This window comes from Clostridium sp. DMHC 10, from assembly GCF_001270375.1.
GTDB lineage: Bacteria > Bacillota > Clostridia > Clostridiales > Clostridiaceae > Clostridium_S > Clostridium_S guangxiense.
This window is the reverse complement of record NZ_LGVB01000015.1, coordinates 2,458,775-2,475,949: the sequence shown is the minus strand read 5'-3', so window position 1 is coordinate 2,475,949 and position 17,175 is coordinate 2,458,775. Positions and strand designations below refer to the sequence as shown.

General features: G+C 30.2%; 17 protein-coding genes and 3 pseudogenes. 13 read left to right on the top strand and 7 right to left on the bottom strand.

Features of this window, described 5'->3' with window-relative positions; all coding sequences use genetic code 11:
- The first annotated feature begins 5 nt into the window (after positions 1-5).
- The 8 genes and pseudogenes from AGR56_RS13990 to AGR56_RS13955 all read left to right on the top strand — a co-directional run bounded on the left by AGR56_RS13990 (position 6) and on the right by AGR56_RS13955 (position 5,495).
- Positions 6-596, top strand: coding sequence for a guanylate kinase (locus AGR56_RS13990; protein ID WP_053242747.1), 591 nt, complete (start codon positions 6-8; stop codon positions 594-596).
- 180 nt (positions 597-776) lie between these two features.
- Entirely contained in the window at positions 777-1,106 is a 330-nt protein-coding gene (locus AGR56_RS13985) for a cyclic-di-AMP receptor (RefSeq protein ID WP_053242746.1), read from the top strand.
- 40 nt (positions 1,107-1,146) lie between these two features.
- Positions 1,147-2,091 (top strand): DNA polymerase III subunit delta', encoded by a 945-nt coding sequence (locus AGR56_RS13980; RefSeq protein ID WP_053242745.1) that lies wholly within the window; start codon positions 1,147-1,149, stop codon positions 2,089-2,091.
- A 1-nt stretch (position 2,092) separates the two neighbouring features.
- Positions 2,093-2,999: pseudogene (locus tag AGR56_RS13975) on the top strand (stage 0 sporulation family protein).
- A gap of 16 nt (positions 3,000-3,015) precedes the next feature.
- Positions 3,016-3,219: a heavy-metal-associated domain-containing protein gene (locus AGR56_RS13970; RefSeq protein WP_053242744.1), complete on the top strand. Its 204-nt coding sequence runs from the start codon at positions 3,016-3,018 to the stop codon at positions 3,217-3,219.
- 202 nt (positions 3,220-3,421) lie between these two features.
- Entirely contained in the window at positions 3,422-3,592 is a 171-nt protein-coding gene (locus tag AGR56_RS13965) for a 4Fe-4S binding protein (protein ID WP_053242743.1), read from the top strand.
- Positions 3,593-3,930: 338 nt separating this feature from the next.
- The gene (locus AGR56_RS13960; protein ID WP_053242742.1) at positions 3,931-4,719 is read left to right on the top strand and encodes a motility protein A; all 789 of its coding nucleotides are present in this window, start codon (positions 3,931-3,933) and stop codon (positions 4,717-4,719) included.
- 2 nt (positions 4,720-4,721) lie between these two features.
- Complete coding sequence (locus AGR56_RS13955) at positions 4,722-5,495, top strand: flagellar motor protein MotB (protein WP_053242741.1); 774 nt, start codon at positions 4,722-4,724, stop codon at positions 5,493-5,495.
- A 66-nt stretch (positions 5,496-5,561) separates the two neighbouring features.
- Here the strand turns inward: AGR56_RS13955 and AGR56_RS13950 are convergent.
- Both AGR56_RS13950 and AGR56_RS13945 read right to left on the bottom strand, forming a co-directional pair.
- A pseudogene (locus tag AGR56_RS13950) lies at positions 5,562-6,262 on the bottom strand (LrgB family protein).
- Positions 6,263-6,266: 4 nt separating this feature from the next.
- The gene (locus AGR56_RS13945) at positions 6,267-6,608 is read right to left on the bottom strand and encodes a CidA/LrgA family protein (protein WP_053242740.1); all 342 of its coding nucleotides are present in this window, start codon (positions 6,606-6,608) and stop codon (positions 6,267-6,269) included.
- A 159-nt stretch (positions 6,609-6,767) separates the two neighbouring features.
- Here AGR56_RS13945 and AGR56_RS13940 point away from each other — a divergent pair.
- From AGR56_RS13940 to AGR56_RS13925, 4 genes and pseudogenes are all read left to right on the top strand, one after another.
- Positions 6,768-7,504, top strand: a pseudogene (locus AGR56_RS13940) (tRNA1(Val) (adenine(37)-N6)-methyltransferase).
- Between the two features lie 17 nt (positions 7,505-7,521).
- Positions 7,522-8,367, top strand: a complete 846-nt coding sequence (rsmI, locus tag AGR56_RS13935) for a 16S rRNA (cytidine(1402)-2'-O)-methyltransferase (protein WP_053242739.1) — start codon at positions 7,522-7,524, stop codon at positions 8,365-8,367.
- A gap of 207 nt (positions 8,368-8,574) precedes the next feature.
- The gene (locus AGR56_RS13930) at positions 8,575-9,672 is read left to right on the top strand and encodes a C40 family peptidase (protein WP_053242738.1); all 1,098 of its coding nucleotides are present in this window, start codon (positions 8,575-8,577) and stop codon (positions 9,670-9,672) included.
- Between the two features lie 98 nt (positions 9,673-9,770).
- Positions 9,771-10,895 (top strand): C40 family peptidase, encoded by a 1,125-nt coding sequence (locus AGR56_RS13925; protein ID WP_053242737.1) that lies wholly within the window; start codon positions 9,771-9,773, stop codon positions 10,893-10,895.
- Between the two features lie 507 nt (positions 10,896-11,402).
- Here the strand turns inward: AGR56_RS13925 and AGR56_RS13920 are convergent.
- Positions 11,403-11,648 (bottom strand): AbrB/MazE/SpoVT family DNA-binding domain-containing protein, encoded by a 246-nt coding sequence (locus tag AGR56_RS13920; RefSeq protein ID WP_053242736.1) that lies wholly within the window; start codon positions 11,646-11,648, stop codon positions 11,403-11,405.
- A gap of 425 nt (positions 11,649-12,073) precedes the next feature.
- Between AGR56_RS13920 and AGR56_RS13915 the strand changes: the two genes are divergently transcribed.
- Entirely contained in the window at positions 12,074-13,282 is a 1,209-nt protein-coding gene (locus AGR56_RS13915) for an HD domain-containing protein (RefSeq protein ID WP_053242735.1), read from the top strand.
- A 395-nt stretch (positions 13,283-13,677) separates the two neighbouring features.
- Here the strand turns inward: AGR56_RS13915 and AGR56_RS13910 are convergent, their stop codons facing one another.
- The 4 genes from AGR56_RS13910 to AGR56_RS13895 form a co-directional block, all read right to left on the bottom strand.
- Positions 13,678-14,334 (bottom strand): hypothetical protein, encoded by a 657-nt coding sequence (locus AGR56_RS13910; RefSeq protein ID WP_053242734.1) that lies wholly within the window; start codon positions 14,332-14,334, stop codon positions 13,678-13,680.
- Positions 14,335-14,412: 78 nt separating this feature from the next.
- Positions 14,413-15,069: a PspA/IM30 family protein gene (locus AGR56_RS13905; RefSeq protein WP_053242733.1), complete on the bottom strand. Its 657-nt coding sequence runs from the start codon at positions 15,067-15,069 to the stop codon at positions 14,413-14,415.
- A 188-nt stretch (positions 15,070-15,257) separates the two neighbouring features.
- On the bottom strand, positions 15,258-15,644 hold the full coding sequence (locus AGR56_RS19690) for an amino acid permease (protein ID WP_242851459.1): 387 nt from the start codon (positions 15,642-15,644) through the stop codon (positions 15,258-15,260).
- 565 nt (positions 15,645-16,209) lie between these two features.
- Positions 16,210-17,157 (bottom strand): methyl-accepting chemotaxis protein, encoded by a 948-nt coding sequence (locus tag AGR56_RS13895; protein ID WP_053242731.1) that lies wholly within the window; start codon positions 17,155-17,157, stop codon positions 16,210-16,212.
- Positions 17,158-17,175: the final 18 nt, after the last annotated feature.

Below are 17,175 nucleotides of genomic sequence, written 5' to 3'. Positions count from 1 at the left end.
ATGCTGTGGGTAAAATCTTTTGTTTGATGGGCAAAAGCAATTGTGGAAAGGATACAATATTTAAAATACTTAAAAACGACAAAACTTTAAATTTAAAACCAGTCGTAACCTATACAACTAGACCTAAACGAGTTAATGAAACGGATGGAGTAGAATATTTTTTTATTGATGAAGAAAAGCTTGTTAATTATAAAAATTTAGGTAAAGTTATAGAAGAAAGAGTATATAATACTGTAAGGGGGAAATGGTATTATTGTACAATAGACGATGGACAGATTCAATTTGAAAGCGAAAATTATATTTTAATAACTACTCTAGAAGCATATGAAAATCTAAAAAAATATTTTGGAGAGAAAAATGTTATCCCGATATATATTGCTGTTGATGATGGAATGAGACTAGAAAGAGCTTTGAAACGAGAGAGAGAGCAGAGAAAACCAGAGTATAACGAGCTGTGCAGAAGGTTTTTAGCAGACAATATAGATTTTTCAGAGGAAAAGTTAAAAGCATGCAATATTGCTTACAAATATGAAAATTATGATTTAGATTTGTGCGTAAAAAAAATTAAAAATTGTATGACTAAATTTATTGTTTGATATTAAAAAATAATTGCAAAGTGTAATGAATTTTGTGATAAAATATACGTATATAGTGAAACTAGCGAAGCTAAAAACTATATATGCACCAAAATTCCCTGAAGATTTGAGTTTTGGAATGTAAATAGTTTAAATTTTGCATTAGTTTTACTCAAATTAGAACTTATAGGAGGGATTAATATGAAACTAATAATTGTGATTGTTCAAGATGATGATGCAGGTGACTTAATAGATGTTCTAACTGATGGTGGATTTAGAGTTACAAAACTAGCTACCACAGGTGGATTTTTAAAGTCTGGTAATACGACTCTTATGATAGGTATTGAAGAAAAAGACGTTGACAAAGTAATTGACATCATTAAGCAAGAATGCGGAACAAGAGAACAAGTAGTGACATCACCATCTCCAGTTGGGGGTTCTACTGGTGTATATGTTCCTTATCCTATAGATATAGAAGTTGGTGGTGCAACTATATTTGTTGTTGATGTAGATAAATTTTTAAAGATATAAAGGTAATGCGAATGGTGAGTATAAAATTAGGAGGCTTTCTATGAAGTTTAGCGATATAATTGGGCATGAGGAAGTAAGACATGAGTTTGATGAACTTATAAAAATGGGGAAGGTTTCACATGCACATATTATATGCGGTGAAGATGGCATTGGTAAAAGTTTTGTTGCAAGGGAACTAGCGGCTAAAATTTTAGATAAAACTGAAATTAAAGAGTATGCAGATTTAATTGAATGGAAAATAAGTTCAGGGAAAAAAAGTATATCTGTAGACCAAGTTAGAAGTATAATTGAGGAAGTAAACAAAAAACCTTATGAGGCTGATAAAAAGGTAATAGTTATTCATGATGCAGACTATGTTACTATTCAAGGACAAAATGCTTTACTTAAGACAATAGAAGAACCGCCTCATGGGGTTTTTATACTTCTTTTATGTGAAACTATGGGGAGACTTTTAGATACTATAAGATCTAGGTGTCAACTTCATAAAATGAAAAAGTTGTCTAAGGAAGAAATGATAACTTTTATAAAAAGAAAGTATGGAGATCTAGCTGATAAGGAAATTAAAGCTATTCTTGCCTTCAGTGGAGGAATTCCAGGAAAAGCTGAAGACTTTATGGAGAATACGTCTTTGAATTTAATAAGAAATGAGGTTATAGATATACTCCTTAATATAAAGAAAATGAATTATGATAATATAGTAAAATGTTCGCAGAAATTGACAGAATATAAAGAATTGTGGCAAGAAGTTATAGAATGTTTTACTGTATATATAAGAGATTCATTGGTATATAAAGAAACAGGAAAAGATGATATTATAATAAATAATGATAAACTAGAAGATATAAAAAAGCTTGCAATGCAGTTTTCAATGAATAAACTCAATAGAATTTTTGATATATTAAATTTTGCTAGAAGCAATATAGAAAGTAATGTAAGTATAGAGTTAACATATAATACGATGCTATTTAAAATACAGGAGGTTTGACATGGTAACCGTTGTAGGAATTAGATTTAAAAAGGCAGGAAAAATTTATTATTTTTCTCCTGGTGAACTTAAAATAAATAAGAAAGATAATGTGATAGTTGAGACTGCAAGAGGAATTGAGTTCGGAACTTGTGTTATAGGAATTAAAGACGTTCCAGAGGAGAATATAGTGAGTCCCCTTAAAAGCGTAATAAGAATAGCAACAGAAGAGGATAAAATTAAGTATGCTGAAAATAAAAAGAAGGAAAAAGAAGCCTTTAATATATGCTTTGAAAAATAAAAAACATGAACTTGTAATGAAGCTCATAGATGTAGAGTATACCTTTGACAATAATAAAATTATATTCTATTTTACAGCTGATGGAAGAGTTGATTTTAGAGAATTAGTTAAGGATTTAGCAGCTGTTTTCAGAACAAGGATTGAGCTTAGACAAATAGGAGTAAGAGATGAGGCAAAGATGGTTGGAGGTCTTGGTGTATGCGGAAGACCAATGTGTTGTGCTGTTCACCTTGGAGATTTTGCCCCTGTTTCCATAAAAATGGCAAAAGAACAGAATTTGTCTTTGAATCCATCCAAAATTTCTGGTGTGTGCGGAAGGCTTATGTGCTGTCTTAATTATGAACAAGAAACTTATGAGTATATAAGAAAAAAATTGCCACAGGTTGGTTCAATAGTTTATTCTAAAGAATATGGAAACACTGAGGTAATATCTAATAGTGTTGTTAAAGAAAAGGTTAAGGTTAAATACAAGATGCAAGATGGAGAAGAAGCAGTAGCTGAAATTCCTATAGAAGGCCTTACACTTGTTTCAGGAAAATATGAAGGAAGTGTTGATGAATCTCAGATAAAACTTGAAATTCAAGAAGAGGATTCAGAAGCTATAAAACAATTGTTTAAAGCTGATTAGGGAGAAGGAATTAAGCATGAAATCTGTTTTAAGGGTAGGCAATATATGCAGTGTAAATGATGTAAATAAAGTTAGAAATGTCGTTTCACAAAATGAAGGAGTAGTTGCTTGTTATATTAATAAGGAAAACAAAATTGTTGAGATAATTTATGATAATTACCTTTTAAAATTAGATGATATTATAGAATCCATAGAAAGTTTGGGATACTTTATAGAGTGACATGTTAGATACATTGGCTTAAACCATTAACCGTATAGAACTCTAAAAAGCCACTTCCTTAGCAATAGAAAGAAACTATTTTTAGTTTACCTATATATTTGCAGTTTTAAGAGAAAATAAGTTTGAAAATTAATAAAATCGTGATACAATATTAGGGAGTATTAGAGTACTCAAATGTCCTTTGGATGGGAGGTGTATTAATATGGCATATAAAATAACAGATGCCTGTGTTAGCTGCGGTTCTTGTGCTTCAGAATGCCCAGTTAGTGCTATAAGTCAAGGAGATACTCAATTCGTCATTGACGAAGGGACATGCATAGAGTGTGGAAATTGTGCTAATGTTTGCCCAGTAGGAGCCCCAGTTCAAGAATAGGCTATATGTATTTTTATAAAAAAAGTTCGCAATTTTGCGGACTTTTTTGTTTCGCACAAATATATATTGAAACGGAATTATTATAATAAATAAAAGATTTTTTTAATCATATATGTAGATTGTTGTAAATTTATAAATTATTTTTACGATAATAAACTATAAATAAATGAAGTTATCTTTTTGTTCAGTTATATATGGTTAATAATTAGGATCTTAACTTATGTATTTATTATGATACCCTGAAATAAGTTTTGGTAGTATGCTGACCATCTAAAACTGCAAATTTAGTATATATAAATAGATTGAATAATTGCTAGGTATTTAAGGAGGAGAAGAGTTTGGATAGTATTATATTTTTAGTTGTTGCTTTAGGTGCAATTATAGCAGGATATACAATAGATGGCGGTAACATTACTCACCTGTTTCATGGAGCGCCTGCTATAATTGTTTTTGGAGGAACAATTGGTGCTGTTGGTGTATCTTATCCTATTTCTGAATTGAAAAATATAGGTGCTGTTATAAAAGTTGTATTTTCAAAGCCAAAGGCAGATTTAGTCGAATTAATAGCTTATTTTAAGCAGATAGCATTTAAAACTAGAAAAGAAGGATTGCTTAGTATTGAAGAGATGGTATCTGGAGATGATATAGATCCATTTATAAAAAAGGGTCTGCAAATGGTTGTTGATGGAATTGAACCTCAAACAGTAAAAGACACACTTGAATTAAGCGTTGAACTTATAGAACAGAGGCATAAAGCTGGTATTGCAATTTTTGAATCGGCAGGTGGCTACGCTCCAACACTTGGAATTATAGGTACAGTTACAAGCCTTGTTGTTGTTCTTGCAAGTCTTAGTTCAGATACTTCAGCTCTTGGAGAGTCTATATCAAGTGCATTTATAGCTACACTTTATGGTATCAGTTCAGCTAACCTTTTATGGCTGCCTATAGCAACTAAGCTTAAAAGATATAATGAAATAGAGATGAAAGAAAAAAATTTGATAATTGAAGCTATATTGTGTATACAAGAAGGTATAAATCCTAATACACTTGATGAAAAGTTAAAAGGATTTTTGGACAAGAAACAACTTGCACAGTATGAAAGTCAAAGTGCAAGAGAGGGTGAATAAGTATGAGGAAGAAAAAAGCCGAACAGCCAGAAAATGCAGAGCGTTGGCTTCTTACATATTCGGATTTGATAACTCTTTTGATGGCATTTTTTATAGTAATGTATGCTTCTAGCACAGCAGATAAAGTTAAAATGGCTAAAGTTTCAGCATCAATAAGATCAGCATTCGGGGCATCAGGAAAATCAGTTATTGGTGAGGATAGTTCTATAAATCTAAAGCAAAATGATAAACTGCAGGAAGCTGAAAAGGATGCTGCAATTTCAACAGGCGATGCTCAAAGAGCAGAAGAAAATAAATTAAAAGAAGTAAAACAAAAGGTAGATACTTATGTTAAACAAAACGGACTTACTGGAAGTATAAGTACCAATTTACAGGAAAGAGGACTTGTAATACGTATTGTTGATACAATGATGTTTGATACTGCAAAAGCAGATGTAAAGCTAGATGCACAGAATAGGCTTGTAGAAATAGGAAAAATATTAAAAGGTATTAATAATATTATAAGAATAGAAGGACATACAGATAGCAGGCCTATGCATGATCAATATTTCCAATCTAATGTTGAATTATCGGCGGCAAGAGCGGCGAACGTTTGGCATGTCTTAGAAGATAAAGCAGGGGTGCCACATAATCAATTAATTGCATCTGCATATGCTGAAAATGATCCTGTGGCTGTAAATGATAATGAGGCTGATATGGCTAAAAATAGAAGAGTTGATATTGTAGTTATAAACTCAAAATATAATTCTGTTGAATCAAATCAAAATAATAAATAAAAAATATGTACAGGGCAAATCATAGTCCTGTACATATTTTTTTATAGGCTTATTTTAAAACAAAGCCTATAAAATTAATGATAATATTTTTACTATTATAGGTGCAACTATTACAGTAATAAGTCCAGCTACTCCAATAGAAAGACTACTCATAGCACCTTGTGTTTCTCCAATTTCTATTGCCTTTGTAGTCCCAATAGCATGAGAAGATGTTCCCATAGCTATTCCCATGGCAACAGGATCTTTTATCCTAAAAAGCTTAAATACAAGTGGTCCTATTATTGATCCAAAGACGCCTGTTAGTACAATAGCAGCTACTGTTACAGCAGGAATACCACCAATTTGCTTTGATACAGATTGTCCTATAGGAGTTGTTACTGATTTCGGAAGTAGTGACAAGTCAATCATATTAGGTAATTTAAAAATATGGCACATAGCTGCAATACTTAACATTCCGAATATCGATCCTATAGATATGCCTAGAAGTATTGGTACAATATTTTTCTTTAGAAGATCAATTTTTTATAGAGAGGAACTGCTAGAATAACAGTTGATGGTCCTAAAAAAAATGATATGAATTGACCTCCGGCATTATATTGATTAAGGGTTATATTTAGTCCTTTAAGTATAAAAATAACAATTATTATGCTTATTAAAAGGGGGTTAAAAATTGAGAGCTTTGTTTTTTTATACAAAAAAAGACCTGCTTCAAAAGCTATAAGGGATATTAATATTGAAAATAAAGAAGTATGTATAAGTGCATCCATAACTTCACCTCCTCTTAAGTAGTTGTACAGTTAGACCAGTAACTGCCATTATAATAATAGTAGAGATTAGTATAATAAAAGTAATGCTTATAAGGTTTTTCTTGAGAAGTCCAAAGCATGAAATAAGTCCTACACCAGCTGGAACAAAGAAAAATGCTAGATGTTCCAGCAGAAAATTGCTTATTTCTTCAATTTTTTCTAACTTAATAATGCCTGTATTAAGGAGGATTAGTAAAATTATCATTCCTAAAACATTTCCTGGTATCGGTAAGTTTAATAATTTGTTTAATGCTTCTCCAATAAAGCAAATTCCTAAAATTATACACAATTGTCTTAATAGTTTCATTATTTCACCTCCAATTTGTGTGAATTTTTTAATATTGCCTAGAAAATATATAATAATATAATATAATATAAAAGAGCAAAAAATGATTTTGTAAGAAAAAAGCGAATAGAGAAATTATTATGAAAATTTAAAAAATATATATAATTTTGAGGTGAGCGTATGGAACTAATAAAAGATGATGAAACACTTGATGATCTTCAGATTAATGGAATTAAAGTTATACAAAAAAGAATGCATTTAGATTTGGAGTTGATGCAGTGCTTCTTGCCAACTATGCTAAAATTAAAAAGAGAGCTAGAGTTGTTGACTTGTGTAGTGGCACAGGTATAATTCCATTTATAATCGCGGGAAAAACTGAAGCGTCATCTATAACAGGACTTGAAATACAAGATGAACTTGTCAGCATGGCCAATAGAACGGTTAAGTATAATAATTTTGAGGATAAAATTGATTTCATGCATGGAGATTTAAAAGATGTAGAGCTTATTAAAGGCATAAAAAAAGCAGATATTGTAACTGTAAATCCTCCATATAAGCTTTGTAATTCTGGTATAATAAATAAAAATGATAATAATGCTATTTCAAGGCATGAAATATGTTGCAAACTTGAAGACGTCATATCAGCTTGTCGTATTATATTAAAGGATAATGGGAAGCTTTTTATGGTACATAGACCTGAAAGGATAGCGGATGTTTTATGTATTATGAGAAAATATAAGATAGAGCCTAAATCAATAAGAATGGTTCATCCAAGCGTAAAAAAGGCACCAAACATAATGCTTGTTGAAGGCCAAAGGGATGGTGGAAGATTTTTAAGATGGGAAGAGCCTTTATATATTCACAATGAGGATGGAAGTTATACTGAGGAAATTGAAAAGATATATGGAAGAATATAAAAGTAAGGAGTATAAGTATGATTGGAAAAGTATTTTTGGTTGGTACGCCTATAGGTAATTTAGGAGATATAACTATAAGAGCCTTGGAAACTTTAAAGAACTGTGATGTTATAGCAGCGGAGGACACAAGACAAAGTTTAAAACTGTTAAATCATTTTAATATAAAAAAGCCTCTTATAAGTTATCATAAATTTAATGAGAAAGAAAAAAGCATTGAAATAATAAAATTAGTTAATGAGGGAAAAAGCGTGGCAATAGTCACTGATGCGGGTATGCCTGGAATATCAGACCCAGGAAGCGTGGTTGTACTAAAATGCATTGAAGAAAATATAGATTTTGAAGTGATCCCCGGACCAACAGCATTTGTGACGGCTCTTGTTTATTCTGGAATGGATAGTTCCAAGTTTTTGTTTAGAGGATTTTTGCCAAGGGAAAATAAAGATAGAAATGAGGTTATTAAGCAAATTAAAGATTCACGTGAGAGTATCATGTTCTATGAAGCACCGCATAGACTTAAGAATACTTTAGAGTTTTTGCTAAATAATTTAGGAGATAGAAAAATAGCAATTTGTAGAGAACTTACGAAGGTTCATGAGGACATAAAAAGAACAAGTTTGTCAGAAGCAGTGAATTTTTATAAGGAAAATAATGCAAAAGGAGAATATGTGCTTATCATTGAAGGTAGAAGTGAAGAAGAAATTAAAGGGGAAGAAAGAGCAAAATGGGAACAAATAAGTGTAGAAGATCATATTATACATTACCTTGAAAAGGGATTTTCCAAAAAAGAAGCGATAAAAATGACGGCTAAAGATAGAAATGTGCCTAAAACTGAAATATATAAATATTCTATAAATTTAAAATAACTTAAAATTATAGAATATACTAAAGTATATTGTAGAAATGTATACAATACTCTTGATAACTCTAAAATTATATGGGAAATGGAAGTTGTAAAGTTATAAGTAATAATGCTATAATAATTCTAATATATATAAAGTTGTGCTAGGGCAAGTGCTACTTTATATCACGCTGAAAATATTTACATAAAGTATTTAGTAGGGGGGATATTAGTGCATAAACGAATTTTGTCCGCTATTTTAGTGGCAAGTATAGTTTTTTCAGTTGGTTCAAGTGCGTTAGCTGCACCAACTCAAGGTCAAGTAAATCAAAGTGAAACAAATTTAACTCAGTCACAACAAAAAGTACAGGATCTAGAAGATAAAGTAATGAAAATAGACGGTGACATTGAAACGATTTCAAAGGAAAAAGCTGACATAGATGGCAAGATAAGCAAAGTTCAAACAAGCATAGATTCAATAAAGAAAAATATTATAGCATCTCAAAATAAGATAAATAGTGAACAAGAGTTATATAGTCAAAGAATAAGAACGATGTATATGAATGGAAAAGAGCAAAGTTACATAAATATTGTTCTTGGTTCAAAGAACTTTAGTGATCTTATATCTAATATTGAAACAGTGCAGAAAATAGCAGATTATGATAAAAATCTTATGGATAATTTAAATTCTGAAAAAAGCCAAATTGAAAAAGAAAAGGACAAGCTTTCTAATGTAAAAGCTAACTTAGTTTCATTACAGAATCAGCAAGAAAAGAAAATTAAAGATGATCAAGATAAAAAGTTAGAAGCATTGGCATTGGTAAGTAAAGCAAAAGCTGAAATGCAAAAGAATAAAGCTTATTATGACCAGCTTCAAGCTCAACAAAATGCAGAAAAAGCAAGACTTTTAAGCATGAATACAACAACTTCAGCTTCGACTTCGTCTTCATCAAGCAATGTAGCACAGGATAGAGGTCAACATGTTAATGTTAGTGCTGGAGGAGTAGTTGGTATTGCAGCTAGATACATAGGAATTCCATATGTATATGGAGGCGCAAGTCCTTCTGGATTTGATTGCTCTGGACTTGTAATGTATTGTTACGCGCAAATTGGAGTAAGCCTTCCACATTATACAGGAGCTCAGGTTAAATATGGTACGACAGTAACAGGAGCTTTACAACCAGGCGATTTGTTATTCTTTGGTCCAACAACAGCTCCGGATCATGTAGCTATATACGCTGGAAATGGACAAATGATTGAAGCACCTCATACAGGAGCTAATGTTAGAATTGTTTCTGTTAGAGGCTATAGTATTGCAAAAAGGCTATAACAAAGAGTATAATATAAGTAAATATGGTTTTTAAGGGCATAAAAAGTGCCCTTTTTTATGTTTTATAAAAATATAAACTTTTAAGAAGGAATGATAGCATGCATAAGAAATTAGTAAGTGTATTTGTTGCTTTAGGAGTAACACTATCTTGTACAAGCAATACCTTGGCTGCACCTCTTCAACAACAATATAGCAGCAGCTTACAGCAGTATGAAAATGCTCTCAAGGGTGTACAAGAGATAGAAGATAAAATTTCAGTTATTGATAATGAAATTGGAAAGATAAATAACGATATATCAAGTACAAATAACAAGATATCTGAAAGTAAAGCAAAAATATCTGATGAGCAGCAAAAACTGAATGAAGCACAAGAGCAAATTGAAGAAGAGCAAAGCATTTATAGGCAGAGAGTTAAAGCGATGTATATGAGTAATACTGATATGCAGTATATTGAGGTTATCTTAAATTCAAAAACTTTTAGCGATCTTATAGATAATGTTGAAAATGTTAAAAATTTAATTCAGTATGATACTAACATTATAGATAATATTAATAAACAAAAACAAAGTATTGACAACCAGAAAAAAATACTTGAGGCTGATAATTCTAAACTTGAAAAATTACAAAGTGAAAATAGGAGTAAATTAAGTGCTTTAAATTCTAAGAAAGCAGAGCAAAATAAGCTTATGGCTAGTGAAAAAGCTGAGGAGAATAACCATAAGGCAGATATGGAAAAAATACAAAGTGCAATGGATGCTGAAAAGAAAAAGCTGCAGGCATTAAATGTATCAACAAGTTCTGGTAGCAGTTCTGGAAGCAGCAGTGTAAATAAAATTATAAATCCGACTGTGAATCCGAGCCCTTCTAGTTCGGTTAGTGGACTAGCTATTGTAAAATATGCTAGCCAATTTGTTGGAGTTCCATATGTATGGGGAGGAGAAAGTCCATCTGGATTCGATTGCTCAGGACTTGTCCAATATGTATATGCTCAATTTGGAATAAGTTTACCAAGAACAAGTGAAGCACAGGTTGGTTATGGTTCTCCTGTTACGGGTGATCTTGAACCTGGAGATCTTTTGTTCTTTGAACCAGCTTCTGATGGTCCTGGACATGTTGGTATATATGCTGGTGATAATACTTTTATTGAAGCACCTCATACTGGGGCAAATGTAAGAATAACGCCCTTAAGATCATATTGTGCTGCTAGACGTATAATAAAATAATGCGAAGTAACAATGCTTCGTTGCATACACATATGCGGGGTTTGGGCGTAAGCCCATGCCCCGTGCATGTTTACTCGCTGAAAAGATGCTCAGACAGATTGAAATATCTAAGTATTTTATGATTTTTGAACCAAGATTTATTAGGATTTTTTTAAATCGTCCCTTCAGCATTGTTACTTCGCTCACACGGTAGTACAAGGAAAAAATTCCTCCGTACCTACGGAATTTTAGGTGTGAATCTTTGTAGAAATGAGAATTTGAAGCAGTGCACAATTCACAGTGAAGGTGGATTTATCTTTGATTTTACTCAGGTAAATCTTAGAACTTATTAGTGTCAGCTGCGCTGAATACTATATTTTACGCCATGTGCAAGCATTAAGTTTAAGATTTTTTGCAGCGGTAGCGGAGAAAAATCATCTTTCATTGTATTTTGTCCTTTGAGTAAATATATAGAAATATAAAAAAACAACATAGACAAGCTATGCTGTTTTTTTACTAGAAATCTATTTATCTTCCTTCTTTTAATTCTTGAAGGCAATTTTTACAAATATTTTTTCCTTTATAATTTACTACATCCTTTGCATCACCGCAGAATATACAAGCAGGCTCATATTTCTTTAAAATAATTTGTTCCCCATCAACATAAATTTCTAAGGCATCTTTTTCAGCTATATTTAAAGTTCTTCTTAATTCTATAGGGATTACTATTCTGCCTAACTCATCTACTCTTCTTACTACTCCTGTTGATTTCATTTTTTATCCTCCTTAAATTACATCATTCGACAAATACTACAATTAAATAATAACAAATATTACATTAAAAGTCAATATTAAAATTTAATATAGTTACATTTTTTTATTAAATTCCATCTAAAGTTAATATACTACCATATAATTCAAAAGTCAATGGTTTTTTTTGATTAAATTCAAGTATTTACCATGTCCACAAAACTAGAAATATCAATGTAAAAATAAAAGTTTAACTAGATTAAGTTGAAATTATAATATAATTTCCAGGAAATTATTGTAATATAAATTGGAAAATATAAAATAGTAATAATATGGATTTACACAATTAAAATGTCGAACATATAAAATTTGTTTATAAAATCTTGTCAAGCATGATTAAAATATAACTTTATAAGATATGATATAATTATTCTGAGGTGGTAGATTTGATGAAAGTTATAAAAGATATAAAAGCTATTGCAGAAGTTTTACATTTAGATGTATATATAGTTGGAGGATATATAAGGGATAAACTTATAGGAGTAAAATATGAAACTAAAAATTTAGATATAATAATAAAAAATAATATAGAAGAATTCATAGAAAAACTTAAAGCTAAAGGTTATGTAATCCTTTCATTTGACAATAATCTTAAAGAATATAAAATGACTTATGAAGGTAAAATATTGAATATAAAAAAAGCGAAAGGAAATACGATAGAGGATGATTTAGCTAGTAGGGATTTTACTATGGACTCAATATGCATTAATCTTAAAAATAACCAAATTATTGATCCATTTAAAGGAAGACTCCATATTAAAAGAAGAATAATACAAGAAGTCAATAATGAAAGCATAAAAAATGATCCAATAAGGATACTTAGGGCAATACGATTTTATATAAAATATGGAATGCATTTTAGCGCATATACTGAAGTTAATATAAGAAATCAGGCAAATAATATACTTAATTGTTCTCCAAACCTAATTGAAAGTGAGGTAATGAGTACAATACACAATGATGAAGGTGGAGTTTTTTTTGAGCTTGCAGATCAATTTTACGTGCTTAAAGAATTAATTCCATATGTAGATGAGCTTAAAAAGATTGGTAAATGTAGATATCATGCAGTAGATGCTTTTACGCATATGAATACTGCATATCATGTTTTTAAGGATATACAAAAAGGATATCTTAAAATCGAAGGTGTTAATTTAGATAGTTTAAAGAGGAATAGTGGAGACTACGATGCTTTAGATTATTTAGCTTTTGGCATATTTGTTCATGATATAGGAAAATACGAAAGTTATAAAAAAGATGGTGACAAGATAAGTTTTAAGGGACATGATATAGCTGGATTTAATATAATCACAAAAGTTTGCGATAATTTAGGATTTTCAACCGTTGGCAAAGAACTTGTATGTTGCATAGTTAAAAATCACATGTATCCATTAAGCATATTTAAGAAAAATACTAAGGATTATAAAAATGAGTTTTACAATTTTTTTGATGAATTTAAAGAAAAGTCACCGTATTTAATTATAGCATCATTTTGTGATGTATATGCTACAAAAATGTATCTTGATGTTGAAAGTGAAAAAAATGAGTATAGAGATTTTATAAAATCTATGTTTATTGAATATGAAAATTATATTAAATAGCACCAAAGAATGTTTTGTTTTAAAGAATTATAAAAATCGACATTTATTTAGAACAAAGAAATAAAAAATGTAATAGTTGATAACTTAAATGTGAATAATGTTGATTATGTGTATAAAAACTATGGATAGGTTTAAATCATATATGAAAATGTTTAGTTTTCCCCAATAGTTATTAACAATTTCTGTGGACAAAATCGTGACTTTTGTGGATAACTTTAAATATGACCAAATACTCAAATGGTTCTAAGAATTGTATATAACAAATGGAATTGAGATAATGGATTTACCAATACATAATATAGAAATTATTATATTTCTGATCCTGTTGTTAATATTAGAGTTTTTAGCAACAGAATCAGATTTATTAATTGTGTATTGTAAACTGTGCACCAATTCTAAAGATTATCATAAGCTTCAGCAGCAAAATTGAAGTCTTCTTCATTTGTTATTTCACTATACGAATCTTCCCTTATTCCAGGATAATAATATAGTATAAATCTTTCAGAATTTGATATGCTTTCTATTAATATATATCTTTTGTCATTTAATGCATCTTGAACTACAGCAAGTACATTATATCTATCTTCCATACCAGTGTCGTTATTTACTAGATTTAAAATTCTATTTTTGTATGTTACTACATTTGTTCTTGAATGATCACAATAAGCTACTATTCCTCTATCACTGCATCTATTGCAGCTGTCAAATTTACATTCCGCAGTACATTTTAAGCATTGACAATTACAGCAGTCTTCAAGTTGATTTAGTTCATTTCTGTGATCAGCTTTATATCCTTCAAGTAAAGTTATATATTTATCATCTTTAAATAGATTTTTAAAGAAACCCTTATTTTTATTTTTGTTTTCAGACTCTGCTGAATTTAGAAGCTCTATATACTTATCAAGGATAGGCTGTTTTGATGTATATTTTCTATTTTTAAAGTCTTCTTCATCAATTATGCCGGAAATATCATCTATAGCAAAAGCAATGTTTGAATAGATTTTTCCATAAAATTCTTTTTCTTTTGATATAAATTCTTCTGTTTTACTCATAGAAGCCCCCACTACTTTAATTTATGATTATGTTTTAAATAAGTGTTGATATTTACACTTATTTAAAACATAATCTTTTTATTTGTTGGTATTTTTGTATTTTGCAAGTTCATCATCAAGATTTACAGATTCTAATTCCTCAAATTCTTTATCTAAAGATGTATCTTGTTGTAAGTCTCCGAGTCCTTCAGCAAGAGCTTCTTTCTTTTCAATCTTTCTTTCTATGTCGTCAAGATTTATTTTGTTTGAACCTGCATCTACATTTGAAAGAACTTCATTTACTTGTTTAGTGGCTTCTGCATTATTATATCTTGCGGCAGCCTCATCTCTATAAGCTCTAGTCTTTTCAATTTCTTCTTCTAAATCTCTTAATTTTTCTTTTATCATTGTAGCTTTTTTAGATGCATCTTCATAGCTTTTTGAAAGAGATTCATACTGTTTATCAGCATCTAATTTTTTTTGAAGTGCTTTTTTTGCAAGCTCATCATTGCCTTTTTGTACTGCAAGTTTTACTTTAGCATCAAAATCTGATGATTCTAATTTTGCTCTTTCCATTTTCTTTTCAATCTCGTGAACATTTCCAAGAATTTGTGCAGAAGAAACTTTTGCTTTATTGAGACTTTCCTCCATATCTCTTATCTTTTGATCAAGTAATTCTATTGGATTCTCCATTTCGTCTAAACTATTGTTGACCTTTGCCCTCATCATGTTTGATAATCTTTTAAAAACTCCCATAATTGTATCCTCCTAATTAATTTATTTTCGATTACATTATTGTGAAATTAAATTTACTTTAAATATGTAACTTCAATTCTAGAAGCAACATATTATTCACTATATCCATTATCTTCTACGTCTCTTTAAATAGTTATATATAAAAATTACAACTATTGCTAATAATATAAACTTTAATACATGAGATATTAAGCTGCCTCCATAGTAATAACTTCTACCATATAGCTGCTGTGGCCAAAGGGTATTGGGATAGGTATTGGAATATAACTTCTTTTTGTCGATTGCCAACTGCTGCCTGAACTGTAGTTTTTGGTACCTGAACTACTATTATATGATTTTGAACTAGAGCTTTTTGAAGAATTACTAAAGCTTCCTGACTTAAATCCTCCACTTGAGCTCGAGTGACTGCTGCTAAAACTTCCAGAGTGAAAGCCTCCTCTTGGAGTTGCATATACTGTTCCATATTTTTCAGTTGATTTAAAGTAAATGGAATTTGGATTTATTACATTTACTAAAATAAAAACAAAGAATATTAAAAAGGATAATATAATCTTCTTGTGTTTAATTTTAAACACCCCCTAAATCTAATATATAATTATTATATATTAAATTTAATAAATCTAAGAGTCTAAATCCTAAAATTCTAAGAACTTTCAATAACTCGCCTTTGGCTCAGACAGATTGAAAGTTCTAAGCCTTTTACGATTTAGGCTCTAAGATCTATAAAATTTTATTTAAACTATTCCTTCAATACCGTTACTTCGCTAAACCAAAAATACAAGGAATATTTTTCTACGGTTCCCTACGAAAAATACGCTTTAAATATATATAATGGACTGTACAAGTTCATACATAAAATTCCGTAGGTACGGAGGAATTTTTTCCTTGTACTACTGTGGAAGCGAAGTAATAGTGCTGAAGGAACGATTTAAAAAAAATCCAATAAATCTTGGTAGAAAAATCACAAAATACTTAGATATTTCAATCTGTCTGAGCATCCAGCGAGTATAAACATACGCGGGGTTTGGGCTTTGCCCATTATCCTTCTAGAACCCAAAGCAACCACTTTTTTTTTAAATAACCACTTAGATTTATGGATTTTTTTTAATGTTACAAAGCACTATTACTTCGCAATTTTTTTTAGAACTTAAAAGTATTTATTAGCTTTTTCAACTCTTCGGATTGTGTACTTAATTTATTAGCTAAGTTAAATACTTCTTCATTTACCTTTGTTTGCTCCATTACTGAAGCTGAAACTTCTTCAGTAGTAGAGGTGTTTTCTTCAGAAACACTTGCTATGCTGGAAATATTATTATTTAATGTTGTTTTTTCTTTATCAATCAAGTTCATGGCATCTATTGAGATTTTCATAGATGATCCTATTTCAGAGATGGATTTTTCAATTTGAGAGAAGATTGAAATTGTTTCTTTAACCTGCTCTACTTCATCTGAGAAACTGTCTTGAGCTTTAGTTGATAAATCAAGGGAAGATGTTATTGAATTGTTAATTTTACTCAATATAACACCTATGTCGTTTGAAGCATTTTGAGATTGAGATGCTAGCTTTCTTATTTCATCTGCAACAACAGCAAAGCCTAAGCCAGCTTTCCCAGCACGTGCAGCTTCTATTGATGCATTTAAAGCAAGTAAGTTAGTTTGCTCAGAGATTTCATTAATTTTACTTAATATTACAGTTATATTTTTAGTGTTGGAAGCAAGATCATTCATTTTAGTTACAACTTGTTCCATGGCTTTTGAATTAACGTTAGATGCATTATTTAAATTAGCTATTATAGAGTTACTCTTAGATAACAATTTTATTGATTTATCCGTTGCAGAATCTACGGATGTAAGCAAAGCAACGCTTTTACTTATTTCACTATTGAAGTTGTCTGATATTTGTAAACATTTTAAAGTATCTTCTGTTTGCAGTGAAGAACCACTTGCAATTTCTTGTACAGCAGCGGTTATTTCATTTGAAGATTCTCTAAGGTTATTAGAAATATCAAGTATATGCGATGAAGATTTATTTGTTTCTGAGCTTAGTGTTGAGGTACGCAAAAGTACATTCTTTAAATTGACTATCATTTTATTAAAGTTTTCAGA